15 protein-coding genes are annotated in these 19,832 nt (G+C 63.8%); 6 read left to right on the top strand and 9 right to left on the bottom strand.

The genetic code is table 11. The features are described 5' to 3' along the window. Positions 1 to 3: 3 nt before the first annotated feature. Positions 4 to 1,152: an ABC transporter substrate-binding protein gene (locus PI93_RS03515; RefSeq protein ID WP_080759280.1), complete on the top strand. Its 1,149-nt coding sequence runs from the start codon at positions 4 to 6 to the stop codon at positions 1,150 to 1,152. A gap of 28 nt (positions 1,153 to 1,180) precedes the next feature. Here PI93_RS03515 and PI93_RS03520 read toward each other — a convergent pair whose 3' ends face one another. Then, positions 1,181 to 2,104 (bottom strand): LysR family transcriptional regulator, encoded by a 924-nt coding sequence (locus PI93_RS03520; RefSeq protein WP_052240800.1) that lies wholly within the window; start codon positions 2,102 to 2,104, stop codon positions 1,181 to 1,183. Between the two features lie 167 nt (positions 2,105 to 2,271). On the opposite strand from PI93_RS03520, the gene PI93_RS03525 reads away from it, so the two are divergent. Then, positions 2,272 to 3,378, top strand: a complete 1,107-nt coding sequence (locus PI93_RS03525; protein ID WP_039372448.1) for an NADH:flavin oxidoreductase/NADH oxidase — start codon at positions 2,272 to 2,274, stop codon at positions 3,376 to 3,378. A gap of 129 nt (positions 3,379 to 3,507) precedes the next feature. On the opposite strand, the gene PI93_RS03530 is transcribed toward PI93_RS03525, so the two are convergent. From PI93_RS03530 to PI93_RS03540, 3 genes are all read right to left on the bottom strand, one after another. Next, complete coding sequence (locus PI93_RS03530; protein ID WP_039372446.1) at positions 3,508 to 4,947, bottom strand: M20 family metallopeptidase; 1,440 nt, start codon at positions 4,945 to 4,947, stop codon at positions 3,508 to 3,510. 32 nt (positions 4,948 to 4,979) lie between these two features. After that, entirely contained in the window at positions 4,980 to 6,038 is a 1,059-nt protein-coding gene (locus tag PI93_RS03535; protein ID WP_052240799.1) for a porin, read from the bottom strand. A gap of 159 nt (positions 6,039 to 6,197) precedes the next feature. Then, a complete protein-coding gene (locus tag PI93_RS03540) occupies positions 6,198 to 7,532 on the bottom strand; it encodes an MFS transporter (protein WP_052240798.1) in 1,335 nt (444 codons plus the stop codon). 181 nt (positions 7,533 to 7,713) lie between these two features. Here PI93_RS03540 and PI93_RS03545 point away from each other — a divergent pair, with 181 nt between their 5' ends. Next, positions 7,714 to 8,643, top strand: coding sequence for a LysR family transcriptional regulator (locus PI93_RS03545; RefSeq protein WP_039372442.1), 930 nt, complete (start codon positions 7,714 to 7,716; stop codon positions 8,641 to 8,643). Between the two features lie 15 nt (positions 8,644 to 8,658). Here the strand turns inward: PI93_RS03545 and PI93_RS03550 are convergent, their stop codons facing one another. From PI93_RS03550 to PI93_RS03565, 4 genes are all read right to left on the bottom strand, one after another. Beyond that, positions 8,659 to 9,909: an EAL domain-containing protein gene (locus PI93_RS03550; RefSeq protein WP_039372440.1), complete on the bottom strand. Its 1,251-nt coding sequence runs from the start codon at positions 9,907 to 9,909 to the stop codon at positions 8,659 to 8,661. 248 nt (positions 9,910 to 10,157) lie between these two features. Then, the gene (locus PI93_RS03555) at positions 10,158 to 11,453 is read right to left on the bottom strand and encodes an MFS transporter (protein ID WP_052240797.1); all 1,296 of its coding nucleotides are present in this window, start codon (positions 11,451 to 11,453) and stop codon (positions 10,158 to 10,160) included. 295 nt (positions 11,454 to 11,748) lie between these two features. Continuing rightward, positions 11,749 to 13,077 (bottom strand): MFS transporter, encoded by a 1,329-nt coding sequence (locus PI93_RS03560; RefSeq protein WP_039372439.1) that lies wholly within the window; start codon positions 13,075 to 13,077, stop codon positions 11,749 to 11,751. Positions 13,078 to 13,121: 44 nt separating this feature from the next. Further along, a complete protein-coding gene (locus PI93_RS03565) occupies positions 13,122 to 14,798 on the bottom strand; it encodes a GMC family oxidoreductase (RefSeq protein ID WP_039372436.1) in 1,677 nt (558 codons plus the stop codon). A 349-nt stretch (positions 14,799 to 15,147) separates the two neighbouring features. On the opposite strand from PI93_RS03565, the gene PI93_RS03570 reads away from it, so the two are divergent. After that, complete coding sequence (locus PI93_RS03570) at positions 15,148 to 16,050, top strand: IclR family transcriptional regulator (RefSeq protein WP_052240796.1); 903 nt, start codon at positions 15,148 to 15,150, stop codon at positions 16,048 to 16,050. Positions 16,051 to 16,054: 4 nt separating this feature from the next. On the opposite strand, the gene PI93_RS03575 is transcribed toward PI93_RS03570, so the two are convergent. Then, a complete protein-coding gene (locus tag PI93_RS03575) occupies positions 16,055 to 16,843 on the bottom strand; it encodes an IclR family transcriptional regulator (RefSeq protein ID WP_052240811.1) in 789 nt (262 codons plus the stop codon). Positions 16,844 to 17,080: 237 nt separating this feature from the next. On the opposite strand from PI93_RS03575, the gene PI93_RS03580 reads away from it, so the two are divergent. Together PI93_RS03580 and PI93_RS03585 are read left to right on the top strand one after the other, a co-directional pair. Next, positions 17,081 to 18,067 carry an AAA family ATPase gene (locus tag PI93_RS03580; RefSeq protein WP_039372434.1) on the top strand — a complete coding sequence of 329 codons (987 nt, stop codon included), beginning with the start codon at positions 17,081 to 17,083 and terminating at the stop codon, positions 18,065 to 18,067. Further along, the gene (locus PI93_RS03585) at positions 18,064 to 19,827 is read left to right on the top strand and encodes a cobaltochelatase CobT-related protein (protein WP_039372432.1); all 1,764 of its coding nucleotides are present in this window, start codon (positions 18,064 to 18,066) and stop codon (positions 19,825 to 19,827) included. The genes PI93_RS03580 and PI93_RS03585 overlap by 4 nt, the downstream gene beginning before the upstream one ends. Positions 19,828 to 19,832: the final 5 nt, after the last annotated feature.

A 19,832-nucleotide genomic window follows, 5' to 3' on the forward strand; every position in this document is an offset into this window, starting at 1 on the left:
GACATGAAGACATCCGCTTCCTCTCCCGCACCGGTGGTGAATCCGGTGATCGATGCGTTCATCGCGGCCTCCGCCATCGCCTTTGGCCTCTATGTGTCTGCGCCCTCGCGCGCCGCCATGTTGCAAGCCTCGCTGACGCGTTCCGCCAGGCGCGATCTGCGCAGCCGTGTGCGTGAGCGCTGGCCGACGTGGCGTGCCCGCCTGCGTCGCGCCGCCGCCGCTGCGCTGAGTGTCGCGGCGATTCTCCCGTTCGGCACCAAAGCGGCGGACAAGCCGGTGCTGGTCGTCGGTGATCAGGCGTACAACGCGCAAAGCCTCTTCGAGGCGTCGGGCGCATTGCAGGACGCTCCCTACACCGTCGCGTGGAAGCAGTTCCCGGCGGGCACGCCCGTGATCGAGGCGGTCAACGCGGGCGCGCTAGATATCGGTCTGCAAGGCGATGGTCCGGTATTGTTCCTCGCCGCGCAGGGCGCACCCGTCAAAGTCATCGGCATCTATCGGGATAGCCCCGACAGCGTCGTGCTGCTCGCCGGTCCTCATACGCAGATCAAGACGGTCGCCGACCTGAAGGGCAAGACGGTGGCGATCACGCGCGGCGGCTGGTCGCAGCAACTGGTGCAGGCAGCGCTGACGTCTGCCGGATTGCCACTGGACTCGGTGAAGTATTCGTATCTCGCGTCGGTCGATTCGGCGGCGGCGTTGCAGGCGGGGAAGGTGGATGCGACGGCGACGTGGGAGCCGTATGTCACGCGTTTGCGCGAGGCCGGCGCTCGCACGGTGATTACGGCGCGTGGCCTGATCGCGGCGCAGAGTTACCTGTCCACTACGCAGAAAGTCATCGACACCAAGCGCGAATTGCTGGGTGACTTCGTTCAGCGTTATCAGCGTGCGCGTGAGTGGCCACTGGCGGACGCGCGGCATATTGAGCGTTATGCCGATGTCTGGGCCGCCAGGTCGCGCGTCGATCCCAAGCTGGCACATCAGTGGTTCAGCACGTCGCGCATTCGCTATGAACCGCTGACAGAGAGTGCCATCGCCGAGGCGCAAAAGAGTGTGGACGACTTCGTCAAGACCGGCACCCTGACCAAAGGCTTCGACGTGCGCGGACTTTTCGATACGTCGTTCAACAAGTTCACGCAGGCCGCGCGCTAAGCGGGAACGGGGAACCGGTAGGGCGAGCTCAGGTGCTCGCTCGCTGCAACGCCGGTTGGTCCCCAAACGCTTGCGGACGCGGTGCGTCGACCCGCTCGCGCAGCAGCGCCACGGCTCGCTGTGCGCGTGCCGAAAGCGGCCATTCGGCGCGATGAATCAGCCACAGCGTATCGACTACCGGTGGGCCGCAGTCGACTACGCGAATGGCATCCTGATTGGCAAACGCCTGTCGCGCGTACTGCGGAATGATGGTGAAGCCCAGGCCGCGCGCCACGTATTCGAGAATCAGGCTGATCTGATTCGTACACCCCTTGCACGGCAAGCTCTGCACGCCCGGATTGCCCGGAAAGCGTCGGCTGAGCAAGCGCGTCGACATGGCCTCGCCATCGGGGTGATCGATGTAGCCGATGCGCTTCAGGTCTTCCCACGTGTAGACATCGTCGCCCGCCGGAACCACGAGTTCCAGCGGCTCCTGCGTGAACGGCGTGGCCGCGAGCCGGGGATCTTCCGGGCGCAGCGTCACCAGCCCCAGCTCGAAGTGGTTCTGCAAAACGCCTTCGAGCACCTCGCGATCGGGCGCGAAGCGGTGACGCACGGCCATCGCCGGATGCGCCTTCTGCATGTCGAGCAGGATCGGACACAGATACAGCCCGATACTGCCCGGTGTGATGAGCGTGATGACGCCGCACTCTTCGTTCGCATCGTCCAGGCGCGAGCGCAGATGCCGGGCCGCACATTCGACTTCCAGACAATAGGTCAGCAACGCCTGCCCGGCCGGTGTGAGTTCCACCGCGCGCGGACGTCGCACGAGCAACGGCCCGAACGCCTCCTCCAAGTGCTTCACATGCTGACTCACGGCAGCCTGCGTGAGGCCCAGCCGGTCGGCCGTGCGCGTGAAGTTACCCAGCTCGGCGAGCGTGGCGAACGATTTGAGCCACTGGGGATTGACCATAATGAACTGTTATCGATTTGATAATGTGCAGATGGTTTTCATTATAGCGACATGCGACTAAGATGGCTCATGTCGGCCATCACCGGTCGAGGCGTTGTCAAACGTTGCCGGGCGCCCAGCGCTCCGCCAGTCAGCGCCGCTTTCCCTGACTCCTTAGAGAATTCCTCATGTCTGCCCTGTTTTCCCCGTTCGCGCTGAAAAGCGTCAAGCTGCGCAATCGCGTAGCCATTCCGCCGATGTGCCAGTACAGCGCTGTCGACGGTGTCACCAACGATTGGCATCTCGCCCACTACGCGGGTCTCGCGCGTGGTGGCGCCGGGTTGGTGATCGTCGAGGCCACCGCCGTCTCGCCCGAAGGCCGAATCACCCCGGGATGCACCGGTCTGTGGAACGACGAGCAGGCGCTGGGCATGGCCCGCATTGCCTCGGCCATCAAGTCGTATGGCGCGGTGCCCGGCATTCAGATCGCGCATGCGGGACGCAAGGCGAGCGCCAACCGTCCCTGGGAAGGCGACGACCACATCGGTGAAGACGATTCGCGCGGCTGGCCGACGATCTCGCCGTCCGCCGTGCCGTTCGGCGGGCATCTCGGCAAGGTGCCGAAAGCGATGACGCTCGATGACATCGCGCGTGTGAAGGCCGACTTCGTGGCAGCGGCGCGTCGTGCGTTGGCCGCTGGTTTCGAGTGGCTCGAATTGCACTTTGCGCACGGGTATCTGGCGCAGAGCTTCTTCTCGGTGCACGCGAACCATCGCGACGACGCCTACGGTGGCGATCTCGCCGGTCGCAGCCGTTTCCTGCTGGAGACGCTCGCTGCGGTTCGCGAAGTGTGGCCCGACCATTTGCCGCTCACGGCCCGTTTCGGCGTGATCGAATACGACGGTCGCGATGAAGAGACGCTTTCGGAATCGATCGCGCTTACGCGTCAGATGCGCGAAGGCGGTCTCGATCTGCTGAACGTGAGCGTTGGTTTCTCGACGCCCACCGCGAAGATCCCCTGGGGCTCGGCGTTCCTCGCGCCGATCGCCGAGCGCGTCAAAAAAGAAGCCGGCATTGCTGTGGCTTCGTCGTGGGGTATTGACGATCCGCACGCAGCGAACCGCGTGGTGGCCGACGGCCAGATGGATCTGGTGATGATCGGTCGCGCGCTGTTGGCCAATCCGCACTGGCCGTACTACGCGGCACGCGAACTCGACGTGGCGCGTCCGTCGTGGGTGCTGCCCGCGCCGTATGCGCACTGGTTAGAGCGCTATCAGGTGCAACGCGCCGCCTGAGCTTCCTTATCGCGCGGTGTTTGCGCCGCGCGTGAAAGGATCTGTTTCGAATGTGCCAACGGCCCCGCCCGTCTCACGACGCGCGGGGCCGTTGGCATGTTGCGCTGGTGGTGCGGTATCCGGCGCCGGTCAGGCTCGCTTGAACGGCAGTTCGACCTCGGGGGGGATCGGGCAGACGTATGGCTTGCCCTGGCGTCGGGCATGCAATTCGGCCTTTGCCTTGGCGAGCGTGTCGGGCGAGCGGAACAGATCGATGGCCGACGCCGCCATTGTCTTGGCGGCAAGCAGCATGCCCTTGTGAGCGAGCGAACTCTTGCCCTGAGCGACCAATTGCCATGAGTGGAACGGCGTGCCGAACGCATAGCATGCGGTGAAGCACTGTGCCGTTGGCGTAATCCAGCTCACATCGCCAACGTCGGTCGAGCCGTACAGCGTGGGCTCATGCCCCGCCTGGAACAATGCGACGTGATCGAACAGCGGCTTCGGGTCACGCCATGCCTGACCCAGAGTGCGAGTTGCGCCTTCGATGTCTTCGCGAGTGAGCGAGCTGTCCTGCACGCGCCGCGCATACGCGATTTCGGTGGCATCGTACTGCGGTGCGCCGAAGGCCTCCAGATTGCGATACATCACTTCGTTGAGCACGGTGTTCTGCACAAGGTTCGAGCACGCCTTGTCGAAGACCACTTCCATCTTGCACTCGGTCATGAGCGCGGCACCGCGTGCGATGTTCTTGACACGCTCGTACAAGTCGGTGGCTTGATCGTTGCGGGGGGCCCGCACGAGGTAGAGCACTTCGGCGTTTGCCTGCACGACATTCGGCGATGTGCCGCCAGTCTGGGTAATGGCGTAGTGCACGCGTGCGTCAGGCAGCATGTGCTCGCGCATGTAGTTCACGCCCACGTTCATCAACTCCACCGCATCAAGTGCGCTGCGACCGAGATGCGGCGAACTGGCAGCGTGCGAGGCTTTGCCGTGGAAGCGGAAATAGGCTTGCACGTTCGCGAGCGACTGTCCGGAGAACACGCCGTTGTGAACCGCGGGGTGCCACGACAGCGCTGCGTCGAGATCGTCGAACAGCCCGGCACGCGCCATGAACGTCTTGCCTGAGCCACCTTCCTCGGCGGGGCAACCGTAAAAGCGCACCGTGCCCGGCTGACCCGTGGCTTCGAGGTGGGATTTCACGGCGGCCGCCGCGAGGTGTGCGGCGGTGCCGAGCAAATGGTGACCGCATCCGTGACCGTTGCCGTTGCCGATCTCCGTCGACGGTTGGCATGTCAGGGCGTCTGCCTCCTGACTCAGGCCGGACAGGGCATCATATTCGCCGAGAATGCCAATGATCGGACCACCCTGACCTGCTTCGGCAACGAAGGCGGTCGGAATGCCCGCTACACCCCGTGTGACGCGAAAGCCTGCCGCTTCGAGCACTTCGATATGGAGGTCGCTCGACGCAAATTCTTCATAGCGAAGTTCGGCGAGATTCCATATCTTGTCGGCCAACGATGTGAACTGCGGGCTGTGACGTTCGATGTAGTCGATGGGGGATGGGTGCGGAGCTGCAATTTCAGACATGATGTCCTCCTGGAGAGTGAGCCATGGCGCCGTCAGAATTTCTGCCGGAAGCCGAGTGCGAAGACGACGGGATTGATGCCGGGCACGCCAAGCGGGTCGGCACCAAACGAAAGGGTCGATTGGCCATAGTTGCGAAAGCCGCCCACGCGGGCGTACACGCCGGTGAGCTTCGAGAATTGATAGTCGTAGCCGAGCAGGGCGCCCAGAGCGTGATCGAACTTGCCCGCGACGTTCCGATAGATGGCGCCGAAACGAACCACGTGCGGGCCGCGCTGCCAGACCAGCCCGAGCGAGTACACCTGGGCGTTGAATGTGCCCGGCCCGTTGGGGCGATTGAGCACGTAGCTGAGCGAGCCCATCGTTTCACCGAACTGGTAGGTGGCGCTGAGCATGTACGCATCGGTACGTGGACCGTTGGGCGCCCCGCCGGGCACGGTGCTCGTGGCAGCCCATACCGCGTTGTAGGAACCTGAGAGCATCAGCGGGCCGTGCCCGTAGTTGACGACGGTGCCGATATTGCTCGCGTTGGGACTGGCGCCGGCCACATTACGAGACGCATAAAGCACCGTGGCCGAGAGCCCTGCCAGATCGGGCGTTTCATAGCTCACCGCGTTGTCCACGCGCGCCTGGATCGATGCCGCGCCGGGGCCAAGGTCGGACACCACCAGTGCGCTGGTGGCATAGGGGGAGAGTTGTCCGACCGAGTAAAAGGGGTCGATGCCTTCCGGACCGATGGCTGGATATTGCTTGCCAAGCTTGAGGGTTCCCCACTCCGTGGACGACAGCGAAACGTTCGCTTCGCGGTTGTAAAACGCCGAACTGCTTTGCGGGCGGCCGCTCATGAGGTCGAAGCCGCTCTCGAGGCGAAACGCCGCACGCATGCCGCCGCCGAGATCTTCCGTGCCGGTGAAGCCCCAGCGCGATGTCGACGCACCGCCCGAGAGCAGTTGCAGGTTCTGCTGTCCGCTATTGCGCGAATACATGAGGAAGCTGTCGAGGGCACCGTAAATCTGCACGGTGGCGTGCGCGGGTGCGCTCGCGGCGAAACTTGCGCAGGCGAGCGCCAGCGTGAGTGAATATCGTGATGTCATGTCTCTCTGAATGTTCTTATCGAAAGGGGAGGCGCCGTGTGCGAATCGCAGGCGCGTGTCGTCCCCGGCCGCTTGTGAGCGCGGCCCGTTGTTATTTGGCGTCGTGAGCGAGAAGGCGAGCGTGCGTTGGCGCGCTAACCCGGTGGCCTCGTGGCGAGATCAGGGGTTCGGTGTGGCATCTGCGGGACGCTCGGGGAAACACCACAACGCGATCTGACTGACGATGCCGCAGGCGAGGAGGTACCAGGCAGGGGACATGGCATCGCCCGTGCGATGTAGCAGCCAAGTCACGTTGAACTGAGCGAAGCCGCCGAAGATGGTCACGCCCAGGCTATAGATCATGGCCAGCGCCGTTGCGCGCACGCGTCGCGGAAACGCTTCCATGATCAACAGGAAATATGATCCTGTGCCGAGCGTCGCAATCCCCATCACGAGGGTCACGATGCCGATCATGAGCGGGACGGAAGGCGCTGTCGTCAACCATTTGAATGCGGGGTAGACGCACAGCAGCGTGGCTAGCGACGTGACGATCACCACAGGTTTGCGGCGCGAGATGCGGTCGGTAATCCACAGACCGGATATCAGCGACGAGATCATCATGATCCCGCCCGACGCGCAGCCCGCCAGAAATGAAGTTGCCACGGGCAGGTGCAGGGTGCGCACGCCATACGCGGGCATGTAGAAAACGATGATGTAGAGCATGCTCGTGCCGCCCACGAGCATCAGCGTGCCGAGCGAAATGCGGCCTAAATAACACTGCATGATTTCCCGAAAGGCGCTCTGCTCACGCTCGGGGGCTTCGAATGTCTCGTCGAGATTGCGGCGGATATACATGCCGACCGGCCCAACCAGCAGGCCGAGCACAAACGGAATGCGCCAGCCCCAGCTTTCGAGCGAGGCCGGCGTGAGCGTGGCGGAGAGCAGTGCACCGAACATGGCGCCGCACAGGGCTGCCGCCCCCTGGCTCACCATCTGCCAACTCACCATGAAGCCGCGGCGCGACATTGGCCCCGACTCCATCAGGAAGGTCGTGGCAGCGCCGATTTCACCGCCGGCCGATAACCCCTGCAGCAGTCGTCCCAGCACGACCAGCACCGGCGCGGCCACACCGAGGGTGGCGTAGCTCGGTGTGAGGGCAATCAGGGCGGTACCCACCATCATCAGCGCAATGGTGAGCGTGAGCGCGGCGCGACGCCCCGCACGATCCGCATAGTTGCCAATCAGAATGCCGCCGAGTGGTCGCATGACGAAGCCCACCCCAAAGGTGGCCATGGCCAGCAAAAGCGGGCCCGCTCCCGAATCGATGGGAAAGAAGCTCTTGCCGATGATGGCTGCGAAGAAGCTGAAGACGGTGAAGTCGAACATCTCCAGCCCGTTGCCGATAGAGGTGGCGACGATGGTTCGGCGTCGTGCCGTACGCGAGGCGTCGGCAGGCGCGCTGGCGATGGGGCTGGCAAGTGCGCCGTGGATGGGCGAGGTAGCGTCATGCGTCATTCAGGATGTCTCCATGCGATGGGGGATCGTTCTGTCCATTCGCGCGTGTCGGCGAGATAGCCGGCGTTCGCGCGCATGCGACGATTCGAGGCGATCTTAATCAAGCCGTAATAATCCCGATACGCATAAATTCTTATCCTGATAACATCCATTTATCAGTGATAACCCCTGGTTTTCTGCGATGAAACTTCATCAGTTGCGCGCGCTTGTGGCCATTGCCGGCACTGGCAGCATTCACGAAGCGGCGCGCACGTTACATGTGACGCAGCCGGCCGTCACGCGGGCGTTGCGCGACCTCGAAACCGAGGTGGGGCTGATGCTGATCGTGCGAAGCTCGTCTGGCGTGTCGCTCACGCAGGAGGGCCGCGCCCTGCTCCAGCGCGCCGAATTGATCGTGAACGAGATGAAGCGCACGGAAGCGGAAATGATGCGTCTGCGCGATACCCGTCAGGGGCGTGTGTCCATCGGCGTCACGCCGCTCTCGGCGATCACTGTGCTGCCCAAAGCCTATAACCGCTTCCGGCAGACAATGCCTGACGTTGCATTGGAGTTTTCGGAGTTCAGCGCGTCGCAGTTGGTGGAGCAATTGAAGAGCGGGGCGCTCGATTTTGCGTTGGGCTCGGGGGTCGACGCACGAGAGTTCGGCACGGTGCGCGCGGTGCATCTGGCCACGTTTCCGATGTGGTTTGCGGTGTCCCGGCGCGGGCAGTTGGCGAACGCGACGTCACTCGCCGATTTGCGAGACGCCGAATGGCTGCACACCGCACCCTCCAGCGAGTTTCAGGCATTCCTGAGCGAGTTGTTTGCGCGTCAGGGACTCGCGCCCCCTCGACGGGTCACGCGATGTGCATCGCAAACGCTCTTCTACAGTCTGGCCGTCAACAGCAATGTCGTGACCTCGTGGACGCATCTGGCACTGCGCACGGAAGGCGCTGCCGAAGAACTCAAAACGCTGGATCTGCTCGAGCAACCGCCTGCGCGAAAGCTTTTCCTGCTGTTTCGGGACAGCGCCATTCCCACGGCGCCCGCCGAGTACTTCGTTCGCTGTATCGAAGACGCGGTCAAAGCCGAGCAGGTCGCGCGACGCTCGCGCAAGTCCTCCGCGCTGTGATCGCGCAGGCTGTCATTACCAGTTGATATCGACGCAGAGCACATGCAGGCCCTGTTTGGCCGGCGTGGCAATCGAGGCCGTCACGCAGAGGTGCGCCTCGTTGATGGAGAGGTAGGGAGGCGTGAAGTGCACTTCGCCGGGCGCGCGCATGGCTTCGATGAAGTACGGCCGCCGCGCCCAGTTCGCGCCCTCCGAATGCAGCAGTGGACGGAAACGTTTGGCGCGCTGTGACGAGTGGCTGTGCGGTAGCACGTTGTCGCCGATCTGACGCCCGAGGGCGTCGAGCAGGAAGCAACGGGCGGCGTCGGGCAGGGCGAGCAGGTCGTGCGTTGCCTGATCGATGGGCTGATTCTGCGCGAGGCGCGCCGCCGCCGATTCGATCCCGGCCACATACGGCGCAAGCCGTGCATGCTCGGCGCGCTCGCGCTCCACCAGTTGCGTGCGCAGTGCCGACGAGAGCGCGTCCATGCGTTCGGCCGCCACCTTCGGCGGCACCGGGTCGACGTCGGGCGCCGCGAAGTATTGCCCCTGCACGAAGTCGACGTTGCACTCCAGCGCAAGTAACGCTTCGCGATCCGTCGTGAGGCCGCCCATCATTACCAGTTGCCCTGATTCGTGCAGCAACGACACGAGGCCCGGCAGCACGCGGGCCAGGTGCGATTGCTCCGTCGCCTGCGCGAGAATGCCGCGATCGAGCGCCACGATGTCGGGACGCAGGTCCCAGACCCGGTCGATGTTCGAGTGCTTGGCGCCGAAGCCGCCCAGCGCGATCAGGAAGCCCGCTTTGCGCAAGGTGCCGACAATGGCGCCAAAGCGCGGCGTGTCGCCACCCGCCTGTTCCGGCACTTCGAGCACCACGCGTTGCGGCGATAGCCCGATGGCCTTGAGCGTGGCGATAAGCGCGTCGCCATAGACCGTATCCATCAGGGCGGCCGGGTGCAGACTCAGGAAGAGCCACGCGTCGCGGCTGTCGAATTCACAGAAGTTGCCCAGATGCAGCGATTCGGCGAGCCGGCCGAGTTCGAGCATGTCGCCATGGCGCGCCGCCAACGTGAAGACTTCGTGCGACGGCACATGACGCCCCTCGGCGTCGTGCGCGCGCAGCGAAGCGTGATAACCGATGGCCCGTCGGTGCGAGACGGAGAATACCGGCTGGAAGACGCTGCAAATCGTGAAGTCGCCGTAAATGACGATGCGCCGGCCGTCGTCGGCGGCCGTCAGTCGAGGCGGCAGCAAACCGGGGGCGTCGAGATCGATCATGGTCATGGTAGAGACGGGCGCGGGGGCAGCAGTGATAGGTACAGAATAGGCGAGCAAGAAGCGTGCTCAAAGGCGCCCAGCGGCGCCGGCGCTATTGTCCGCGATTTTCCCCCGGCGTTGTGACGCATCGCACCAGAGAACGGCGTGAGCGCACCAAAATGGGGCTTCACCTCTGATGCCGGCGGCGCTTGCGGGTGCGGCATGGCATTCCGTTCTCTGCGTACCCAACGCGCCGTCCCGACGAATTGCTTGCCTCAGGGCGCCAGCAATTGCGCTCGCCGCGCGACCCGGGCGAGGGTCAGCGCGCAGACCACGTTGAAGACGTGCAGGCCACCCGGACCGAGCAGCGTCACGACGACGGACGCGATCATCGGCCCGAGCATGCCACCGACCGAGAAGAGGATGAGTAGCGTGGCACTCACCGCTACACGTCGTTCGGGCGCCGTGCGGTCGTTCACATGCGAGACGATCAGCCCGTACTGCGTGAAGTTCACCGCCGAGAACAGGAACATCAGCACGAACACCAGCCAGTGCGCCTGAAAGAAGATCAACGGTGCGCAGAAGGCGGCCGAGGCAAACGCGAGACGCCGCGACAACGTGCGTCGGTCCATGCGATCCGAGAGCCGGCCCACCGGCCATTGCATGAGCAGCGCGCCGAAGAGCGCTACTCCCATCAACGTCGACAGGCTACCGATCGACAGGCCGATGCGGGTGAGGTAGACCGGCATGATGGCGTAGAACGCGCTGTACAGAAACCCGGCGAGGATACAACCGGGAATGGCGATGGGCGTGGCGCGCGACATTTCGGCGATGCTGTCGAAGAGGCTGATCGCCGGCTGTTTGACGAGCCGTTCGTCGGCCACGCGTGTCGGCCATCCCTGCATGAGGGTGATGGGCAGAATCGCCGCGACGAACAAGCCTGCCACGAGCAGGAGCTGGCCCTCGCTGCCGGCTTCGCCGATGTTGAGCAGGAACTGCCCGGTGCTCACGGCGAGATAGTTGATCGTGAGATAGGCGCCGAAGACGCGTCCGCGCATGGTGTTGGGCACCGAGCCGTTAAGCCAGCTCTCCACCGTGGTGTACATGCCCATCAGCGCGAAGCCTGTGCCGAGTCGTAGTACGCAGAGCATGAGCGTGGTCTCGCTCACGGCGAAGCCCATCACGAACAAGGCCGCCAGCGCCGTGAAGGCCACGAACGCGCGATGCTGCCCAATGCGCTCGATGAGCGAGCGGTTGTGGAACGCGCCCAGCAGAAAGCCGCCGTAATAGCACGACTGGATGACGCCGATCGTGAATGTCGACGCGCCGTACTTGAGCGCATGAAAGGGAATCGCGGTGGCGAACAGCCCGTTGCCGATGACCAACACACCGTAGCCCAGCAGAATGCCCATGAGCGCCGGATAGACACTGATGGGCAGCGGCACGGCGTCCGCCGGGGCCGGGCCGGGCGGTGTCGACGGTGCGCCCAGCAGGGACGCTTCCGAGAGGGGCCCCGGACGATCGGGTTCGTCTTCGGGAATGGCGGCATCTAGCGACGGGTCTCGCTGCATTATGTCTCGCGGGCCAGAGGATTGGGGGCAACAGGCTTTCATCGTGCCCGGCGACGACAATCCTTTGCACTGCAAAATGTGCAAACGGCGTGCAAGGCCGTCGCCGGAGGGTCGTGTGAGGCATGAGAGCGATACCCCGAATCATCGCACGAGATCGCCCGTTCCTGAACCGATCCGGATCGTGCCGCTGGCGCGACGCCAATGAAAAAGGGCGTGTTCCGGTCGGGAGCACGCCCTTCAATGCGCGCCGGTGCACCGATACCCGATCGGCGCACCGGCGACGCAACGCCTGCCATCAATGCTCGGTCACCCCCGCCCCGTGCCATACGTGCTGGCGGCGCTTGCGGCTGCCGATCCACGCAGCGGACAGCGCGCTGACGAGTGCGGCGCACAGCACATAGATGCAGATCATCCACGGCTCGCCGCCGTTCTTCTGCAACAGATAGGTGGCGACGATCGGGCTCAGGCCGCTCGCGAAGATCCCGGAGAACTGATAGACGAAGGAGATGCCGGTGTAGCGCACGTCGGCGTCGAACAGTTCCGCGAAGAGTGCGGCTTCCGGCCCGTAGATCGACGCATAGATCACGCCCAGCGGAATCACGATGGACAGCCACACGAGCATCACGTTGCCGCCACTCGCCTTCATCAGCCAGAACCCGGCAAACGAAGACAGCCCGGTCGCGAGCGAGCCCCAGAAGTAGATGCGGGTGCGACCGATACGGTCGGACAGTTTGCCGAAGAACGGGATGGTGAAGATCATCACGAACGCGGCCGCCATCACCCCGGTGAGGGCTTCGGTCTGGGAGAGCTTGAGCGTCTGCGTCAGATAGGCAATCGAGAACACGCCGAAGATGTTGAAGAGCACGCCGTCGATGAAGCGCGCGCCCATGCCGGCCAGCACGTTGCCGGGGTTACGCGTGAGTACCTCGGCAATCGGAATCTTGATCTCGGTGCCGGCCTTCTTGATCTTCGTGAACTCGGGCGTTTCCATCACGTTCAGGCGGATGTACATGCCGATGGCGACCAGACCGACCGACAGGAAGAACGCCAGACGCCAGCCCCACGAGAGGAACTGCGCCGAGGTGAGCGTATACGACAGCAACGCCACCACGCCCGAGGCTAGACACAGACCGAGCGCGAGACCCACCTGCGGGATGCTGGCGTAGTAGCCGCGCTTTTCCTTCGGTGCGTACTCGAACGCCATGAGCACCGCGCCGCCCCACTCGCCACCGAGTCCGATGCCTTGCAGCACCCGCAGCAGGAGCAGGAGGATCGGCGCCCACAAGCCGATCTGCGCATAGGTCGGCACCAACCCGATGAGCATGGTGGCGATGCCCATGATGGTGAGCGTCATCACCAGCATGCTCTTGCGGCCGAGCTTGTCGCCGAAGTGTCCGAAGATCACGCCGCCCAGTGGCCGGCTGAGAAAGCCCACGGCAAACGTGCCGTAAGCGAGCATCGTCGAGACGAGCGGATCGCTGCCCGGGAAATACAGCTTGTTGAACACAATGCCGGCGACCACGCCGTACAGGAAGAAGTCGTACCACTCGATGGTGGCGCCGATGAGGCTGGCGACGACGACACGGCGCATCTGCCGGGCGTCGGTCTGGGTCGATGCATTCATGGTTGTCTCCGGATCTTGTAATGGTTGGGGGCTGACGTGACTGGCTAAATCGTGACGGCAACGCTTGCCACTTCCGCTTCCGCTGGCGTCTGCCCGCTGCCGCGGATCTCCTGCATGCCCGACGCCTGCTTCCTGTCTTCGAGAATCATGTCGGCCGCCTTCTCGGCGATCATGATGGTCGGTGCATTGGTGTTGCCCGAGATCAGTTCGGGCATGATCGACGCGTCCACGACGCGCAGCGCCGCGAGACCGTGCACGCGCAAACGGTCGTCGACGACGGCCATGGTGTCGTGCCCCATCTTGCAGGTACCTGCCGGGTGATAGATCGACTGGCTGAACTGACGCGCGGCCTGCAACAACTCGTCGTCGGTCTGGTACTGCACCCCGGGGACGAATTCGCTGATGATGTGCGGCGCGAGCGAGGGGGCGGCCGCAATGCGACGCGCCACCTTGATCCCATCGATCACCACGCGATGATCGCGGGCGTCGGACAGATAGTTGGCCTGAATCACGGGGTATTGCAGCGGATCGTTGGACCGGATCTCGACGCGGCCCCGACTGTGCGGACGCAACTGGCAGACCGAAGCCGTGAACGCCGAGAAACGATGGGCTCCCTTGCCGGGCTTGTCGGCGGACAACGGCTGCATGTGGAACTGGATGTCTGGCCGTGTCACGTCAGGACGCGAGCGCGTGAAGATCGTCACCTGACTGGCGGCCAGCGTGAGCGGCCCGGTGCGGAACATCGCGTATTGCAGGCCGATCAGGGCCTTGCGCAGGGGATGATTCACTTCGTCGTTGAGCGTGCGCTCGCGAGTCTTGAAGACCAGACGAACCTGCAAATGGTCTTGCAGATTCTGACCGACACCGGGCAACACGTGACGCAGCGCGACGCCTGCTCTGGCAAGTACCGTCGTCGGACCAATGCCCGAGTTTTGCAGCAATTGCGGCGAGCCGATCGCACCGGCTGCGAGAATGACCTCGACGCGGGCACGCGCTTTCCTGCGCTCCCCGTTCTGCAAATATTCGACACCGACGGCGCGTTTGCCTTCGAAGAGGATGCGGCAGGTTTGCGCCCGGGTCTCCACGATCAGATTGCGCCGCTCGCGAACCGGCTTGAGAAAGCCTTTGGCGGTGCTGCAACGACGTCCCCTGAACGCCGTCTGCTGGAAATAGCCGACACCTTCCTGCGTCGCGCCGTTGTAGTCCTCGTTGAATGGAATGCCCGTGTCTTGCGCGGCGGCGATGAAGTGTTCCGCGATGGGGCGGCGCAGCCGCAAGTCCGACACCTTGAGCGGGCCACCCACGCCGTGATACTCGTTTGCGCCGTGCTCCTGATCTTCGGATTTGCGGAAGTACGGCAGCACATCGTCGTAGCGCCAGCCGCGATTGCCCAGCGCGGCCCAGTGGTCGTAGTCTTCGCGCTGACCCCGGACATAGAGCAGGCCATTGAGCGAGCTCGAGCCGCCGAGCACCTTGCCGCGCGGCCAGTCGATCTGGCGGCCGGCCACATTGGCGTCGGCCTCGGTGCGATAACACCAGTCGAGTTCCGGGTCGTGCATCGTCTTGAAATAGCCGACCGGGATGTGAATCCATGGATTGCTATCGGGGCCGCCGGCCTCGAGCAACAGCACCCGGTTCGCCGGATCCGCGCTCAGACGATTGGCGAGCACGCATCCGGCAGAGCCCGCACCTACGATCAGATAGTCGACCTCATGTTCCATACCGCCTGTCTCCTGCCTCGAGTCTGCTTCGATAGGGTGAAACGATTCGTTTCGGATTGTTTCGATCCAATGTCGGCGAGCCCTGTGCAAATGCCAAGGGAAAAACGATGTGCAACGGAAAACTGAAACGGATTTCGCGCTTGCCGTCTCAGAACGACGCAATTGCTGCGGCGCATCTGCGGGGTTTTACTAAGGAGCAGAGCTTGAGGTATGCGCGCCGGTCAAGGGCACGTTTGAGGCGTTTTCGATGTCGCACCGGGGTTATCCCGAGGCTGTTGGGTTTTAAATAATTGGTATATTTTGTTTCTTTTATTGATTGAGAGCGGCGGGCGACGAGCGAGGAGGCGCAATGCGCGAGACGATAACGCTGGACGAGGGGGACTTACGCGCGAGCGATGAAGCGCGGAATCTGCGAGCGCTGGCCGTGATCGAGCGGCTGGCCATGGCGGGGCAGCCCTACACGCTGTCGCAACTCGCGACGCGCCTGTCGATCCCGAAGGCCACCCTCATGCGCCTGATCGAAGCGCTCGAGATTTGCGGCTATGTTTCGCATGTGCCCGATTCGCGCGGATCGGAGCGAGGTCTGTCGCTGGGACCCCGGGCTGCGCGATTGGCGCTGGTCACGCTGGCGAACAACAGTTTTACGCGCGCGGCGCGTTCGCTGCTGCGCACGCTGGTCGATCGTGTTGGCGAGACGGTCAATCTGACGGTGCTCGACGGCGACGAGGTGCTTTACATCGAACGCGTGGAGACGAGCGAGCCGCTGCGCATGCAGATGCATCCCGGCATGCGGGTGCCGTTGCACTGCACGGCGAGCGGCAAGTTGTATCTGTCTCAGATGCCGCTGACTGAGCGTCGGGCGGTGCTCTCGCGGCTGTCGCTCAAGCGCATGACGCCGCGCACGATCACCGACGCGAGCCTGCTCGACGCCGAGCTGGATCGCCTGGCCGCGCGGGGCATCGGCATCGACAACGAAGAGTTTGTGCGTGGCATGGTTGCGGTCGGCGTGCCGGTGCGCGCCATTGAGGATGGACACGTGCGCGCCGTACTTGCCGTGCACGGGCCGACAGCGCGTGTGACGCTGGAGCAACTGCTGGGGCTGGTGCCGACGCTGCGAGAGACCGCGACGGCGCTCGCACCGCTGCTCGACTGGCAGCGGGCAAGCAAGACGGAGGCGTTGGCGAAAAAAGCGAAAGCGAAAGCGGAAGGGGCGGCGCAAGACCTGTCGGAAGCTCGCGCCAAAGCGTTCTGACGCGTCAGAACGTCTTGGCGAGTTCCTTTGCAGCTTCTTGCAGACGCGGCACGAACTCCATCGCTTTCGACAGCGACGTGCGCGAGACAGGCGCGTGTACGGCCACCGCAGCGATACATCCGCCGTCTTCCTTGAGAACCGGGGCGGCGACGCACGCGATGCCCAATACGAACTCCTCGTTATCGACGGCGATGCCCTTGTGCGCAATGCGGTCGAGTTCGCTCTCGAGCAATTCGGGATCGGTCAGCGTATTCGGGGTGAAGCGTTGCAGTTTCATCGCCCGCAGAAGCGCGGCGCGCTGTTCGCGCGGCATCATGGCGAGCAGCAACTTGCCGCTCGCGCTGCTGTGCGCGGGCACATGCGAGCCCGGCTTGAGATCGAGACGCAGCGGCCACGGGGCTTCCATGCGATCGAGATAGAGCACCTCGGTTTCGTGCAGCATCGTGAGGTTGCACGTCTCGCCGAGATCGGCCACGAGACGGCCAAGAATCGCGTGACGCATGCGCCGTGCCCCCGCTTGCATCATCACCCCCAGACTCAATTGCGCGAGGCGAGGGCCGATCACATAAGCATTCTTCTGCCCGGGTTCGCGAATGACCAGTCCACCCGCTTCGAGCGAGCCGAGCATGCGGTGCAGCGACGCCTTCGGCATCTGGATGTCGTGCGCCATGTCGGCGAGCGAGACCGGTGCATCGGCGGCGACGAGATATTCGAGCAGCGCAAACGCCCGCAGGGTCGGGGTGTCCGCCTTGTTGTCCGAAGGGGTGTCGTGCTGGGTCGCTGTGTCGTTCATATGCGCCGTTCCGGAAAATGGATCAGCGGTATTGTACCCAAACGAACTATCGAGCGGATTGAGCGACATTGGGCGGTTTCCGATGCGTTTCAGTTCGTTCGAATGTAGATGCGCCGACGCCGTCGCGTCAATTGCTAATTTTATTATTCGGAACGAATTGTTTCTAAAAATGGTTAACGCTATGATGCCCTGACATTGCCTTGGCACAGTGAAACCGTGGAACAGGAGAGGGACGTGATGGAGACTGCAACCCAACAACCGGATCGTCTGGTCGACGCTCGCACCGTATTCGGCATCGATACGGATCTGCAGGTGCCGGCGTTCAGCGAGCGAGACGATCACGTCCCCGAGATCGACACGGCGTACCGCTTCAACCCGGATGTCACGCTGGCGATTCTGGCGGGCTTCATGTGCAATCGTCGCGTGATGGTGCAGGGTATGCACGGCACCGGTAAATCCACGCATATCGAGCAGGTGGCCGCGCGGCTGAACTGGCCGTGCGTGCGGGTGAATCTCGACGGCCACATCAGCCGTCTCGATCTGGTCGGCAAAGACGCCATCGTCGTGCGCGATGGCCATCAGATCACCGAATTTCAGGAAGGCATCGTGCCGTGGGCGCTGCAACGTCCGGTCGCGTTGATCTTCGACGAGTACGACGCCGGCCGTCCCGACGTGATGTTCGTGATTCAGCGCATTCTGGAGCGCGACGGCAAATTCACGCTGCTCGACCAGAATCGCGTGATCCACCCGAATCCGGGCTTTCGCATGTTTGCCACGACGAACACCGTTGGCCTGGGCAATCTCAACGGCCTGTATCACGGCACGCAGGTGCTCAATCACGCGCAGATCGACCGATGGAACGTCGTCGCCACGCTGAACTATCTGTCGAGGGACGACGAAGCGGGCATCGTGCTGGCTCGTGTGCCGGAGCTCGACAACGACGCCGGGCGCACGCTCATCGATTCGATGGTGAGCGTGGCGGAACTCACCCGCAAGGGCTTCGCCACCGGCGATCTGTCGACGCTCATGTCGCCTCGCACGGTGATCAATTGGGCGGAGAACGTCGGTATCTTCCGCGACGCAGGACTGGCCTTCCGCCTCACGTTCCTGAACAAGTGCGACGAGGCCGAGCGCGCGGTGGTGGCCGAGTATTACCAGCGTGCCTTCGGCCGTGAGTTGCCGTCCCTCGATGGCGGCCGCTCGCTGCTGGCCGATGCGTCATGACGATCTCGGATCGCGAGGCGGCACGACGCGCCGCGCGTGGCGAAGCGCTGTGCGCCGCGACGGTACGCGCGCTGACCGGCGACGCCGCGTTGCACTACAGCGGCGCGCGCCTGTGCCGGAACATGCGGCCGTTGCCGTTGCATGCCCCGCATCTGCAAACGCTGCCGGGGCCCGCCGACCCGCTGAGCGCGCTCGCGACATTGCGCGGTGCCGCCGACGGCGCGGCGCTGCGGCTGAGACACAGCGATGCCGCCTTGCACCGCCGCCTGCAACCCGACGCACCGCTCGAACGCCTGCTCTTCGAGTTGATGGAACAGTTGCGCTGCGAGACGTTCATCCCGGCGGGCATGCCCGGCATCGCGAAGAATCTACGAGACCGGTTCGAAGCGTGGTCGCGCGCAATGCACGTCACCGGGGTGGCCGAGAGTCATGTCGGGCTGCTGCTCTATACCGTGGCGCAGATGGGCTGGTCGCGATTGACCGGCTATCCCGTCGTCGAGGACACGGAAGGATTGATCGAAGCCACGCGCATGGCCATCGCACCGCGCATTGGCGGCGCGCTCGCGGGGATGCGCCGGACGCGGGCCGATCAGACGGCCTTCGCCACCTACGCGCGCGAGCTGGCGGCCGACATCGCCAGCCTGATTCGTGCGGCGGGCGGCGAGTCGGCGGAAGACGCCAATAACGGCGACGACGAAGACGAAAAGGGCGTGCGCAACGCCTTCTCCCTTTTTCTCGATTTCGACGAACAGGAAGACGACGGCATCACGCTTGCGCATTCGGGCGATAGCCGAGTGCTCCAGGCGTCGGCGCAGGGTTATCGCGTTTTCACGAATCGCTATGACCGGGAGCTGTATGCGGGCACACTCGTGCGCCGTGCGTTACTGACCGAGTTCCGGGAGCGCCTCGACGAGCGAATCGTTGCGCAGGCGATCAACGTGCCGCGGCTCGCGCGCGCACTCAAGGCGGCGTTGGCCGTGCCGCAACGCGATGGCTGGTCGTTCGGGGAGGAGCAGGGGCGTATCGACGGCCGGCGCCTTGCGCAACTGGTCAGTTCGCCGGCCGAGCGACGACTGTTTCGGCTCGAAAAGCACACGCTGATCGCCGAGTCGATGGTGAGCTTTCTCATCGATTGTTCTGGGTCGATGAAGGCGCAGATCGAAGCGGTGGCGATGATTGTCGATGTCCTGTCGCGCGCGCTGGACGCGGCCGGCGTCACCAATGAGATTCTTGGCTTTACCACCGGCGCGTGGAACGGCGGGCGTGCCCGCACCGACTGGCTGGCGCGCGGTAGGCCGAGATTTCCGGGGCGTCTGAACGAGGTTTCGCATCTGATCTTCAAGGACGCCGTGACGAGTTGGCGACGGGCGCGAAGCGACATCGCGTCGTTGTTCAAGGCCGATCTGTTTCGTGAGGGCGTCGACGGCGAGGCCGTGGCGTGGGCGTGTGAACGATTGCGGGCGCGAAGCGCCAACCGGCGTGTGCTGATCGTGATTTCAGACGGGAGCCCGATGGATGCTGCAACGAATCAGGTCAACGACGAACACTACCTCGACCATCATTTGCGCGAGGTCGTGACGCAGCAGCAGGCCCGCGGCGATGTGGAAGTGCTCGGCCTCGGCGTCGGGCTCGATCTCAGTCCGTACTATCGCAATTCGCTCGCGCTGGATCTGACGGCTGTGCCCGACATGACAACGCTGTCGAGGCTTGTCGACTGGATCGGCAGCGGCGGCCGCCGCGCGCAGCCGTACCAGACGTAATGGCG

The organism is Pandoraea fibrosis (genome assembly GCF_000807775.2).
Lineage (GTDB): Bacteria > Pseudomonadota > Gammaproteobacteria > Burkholderiales > Burkholderiaceae > Pandoraea > Pandoraea fibrosis.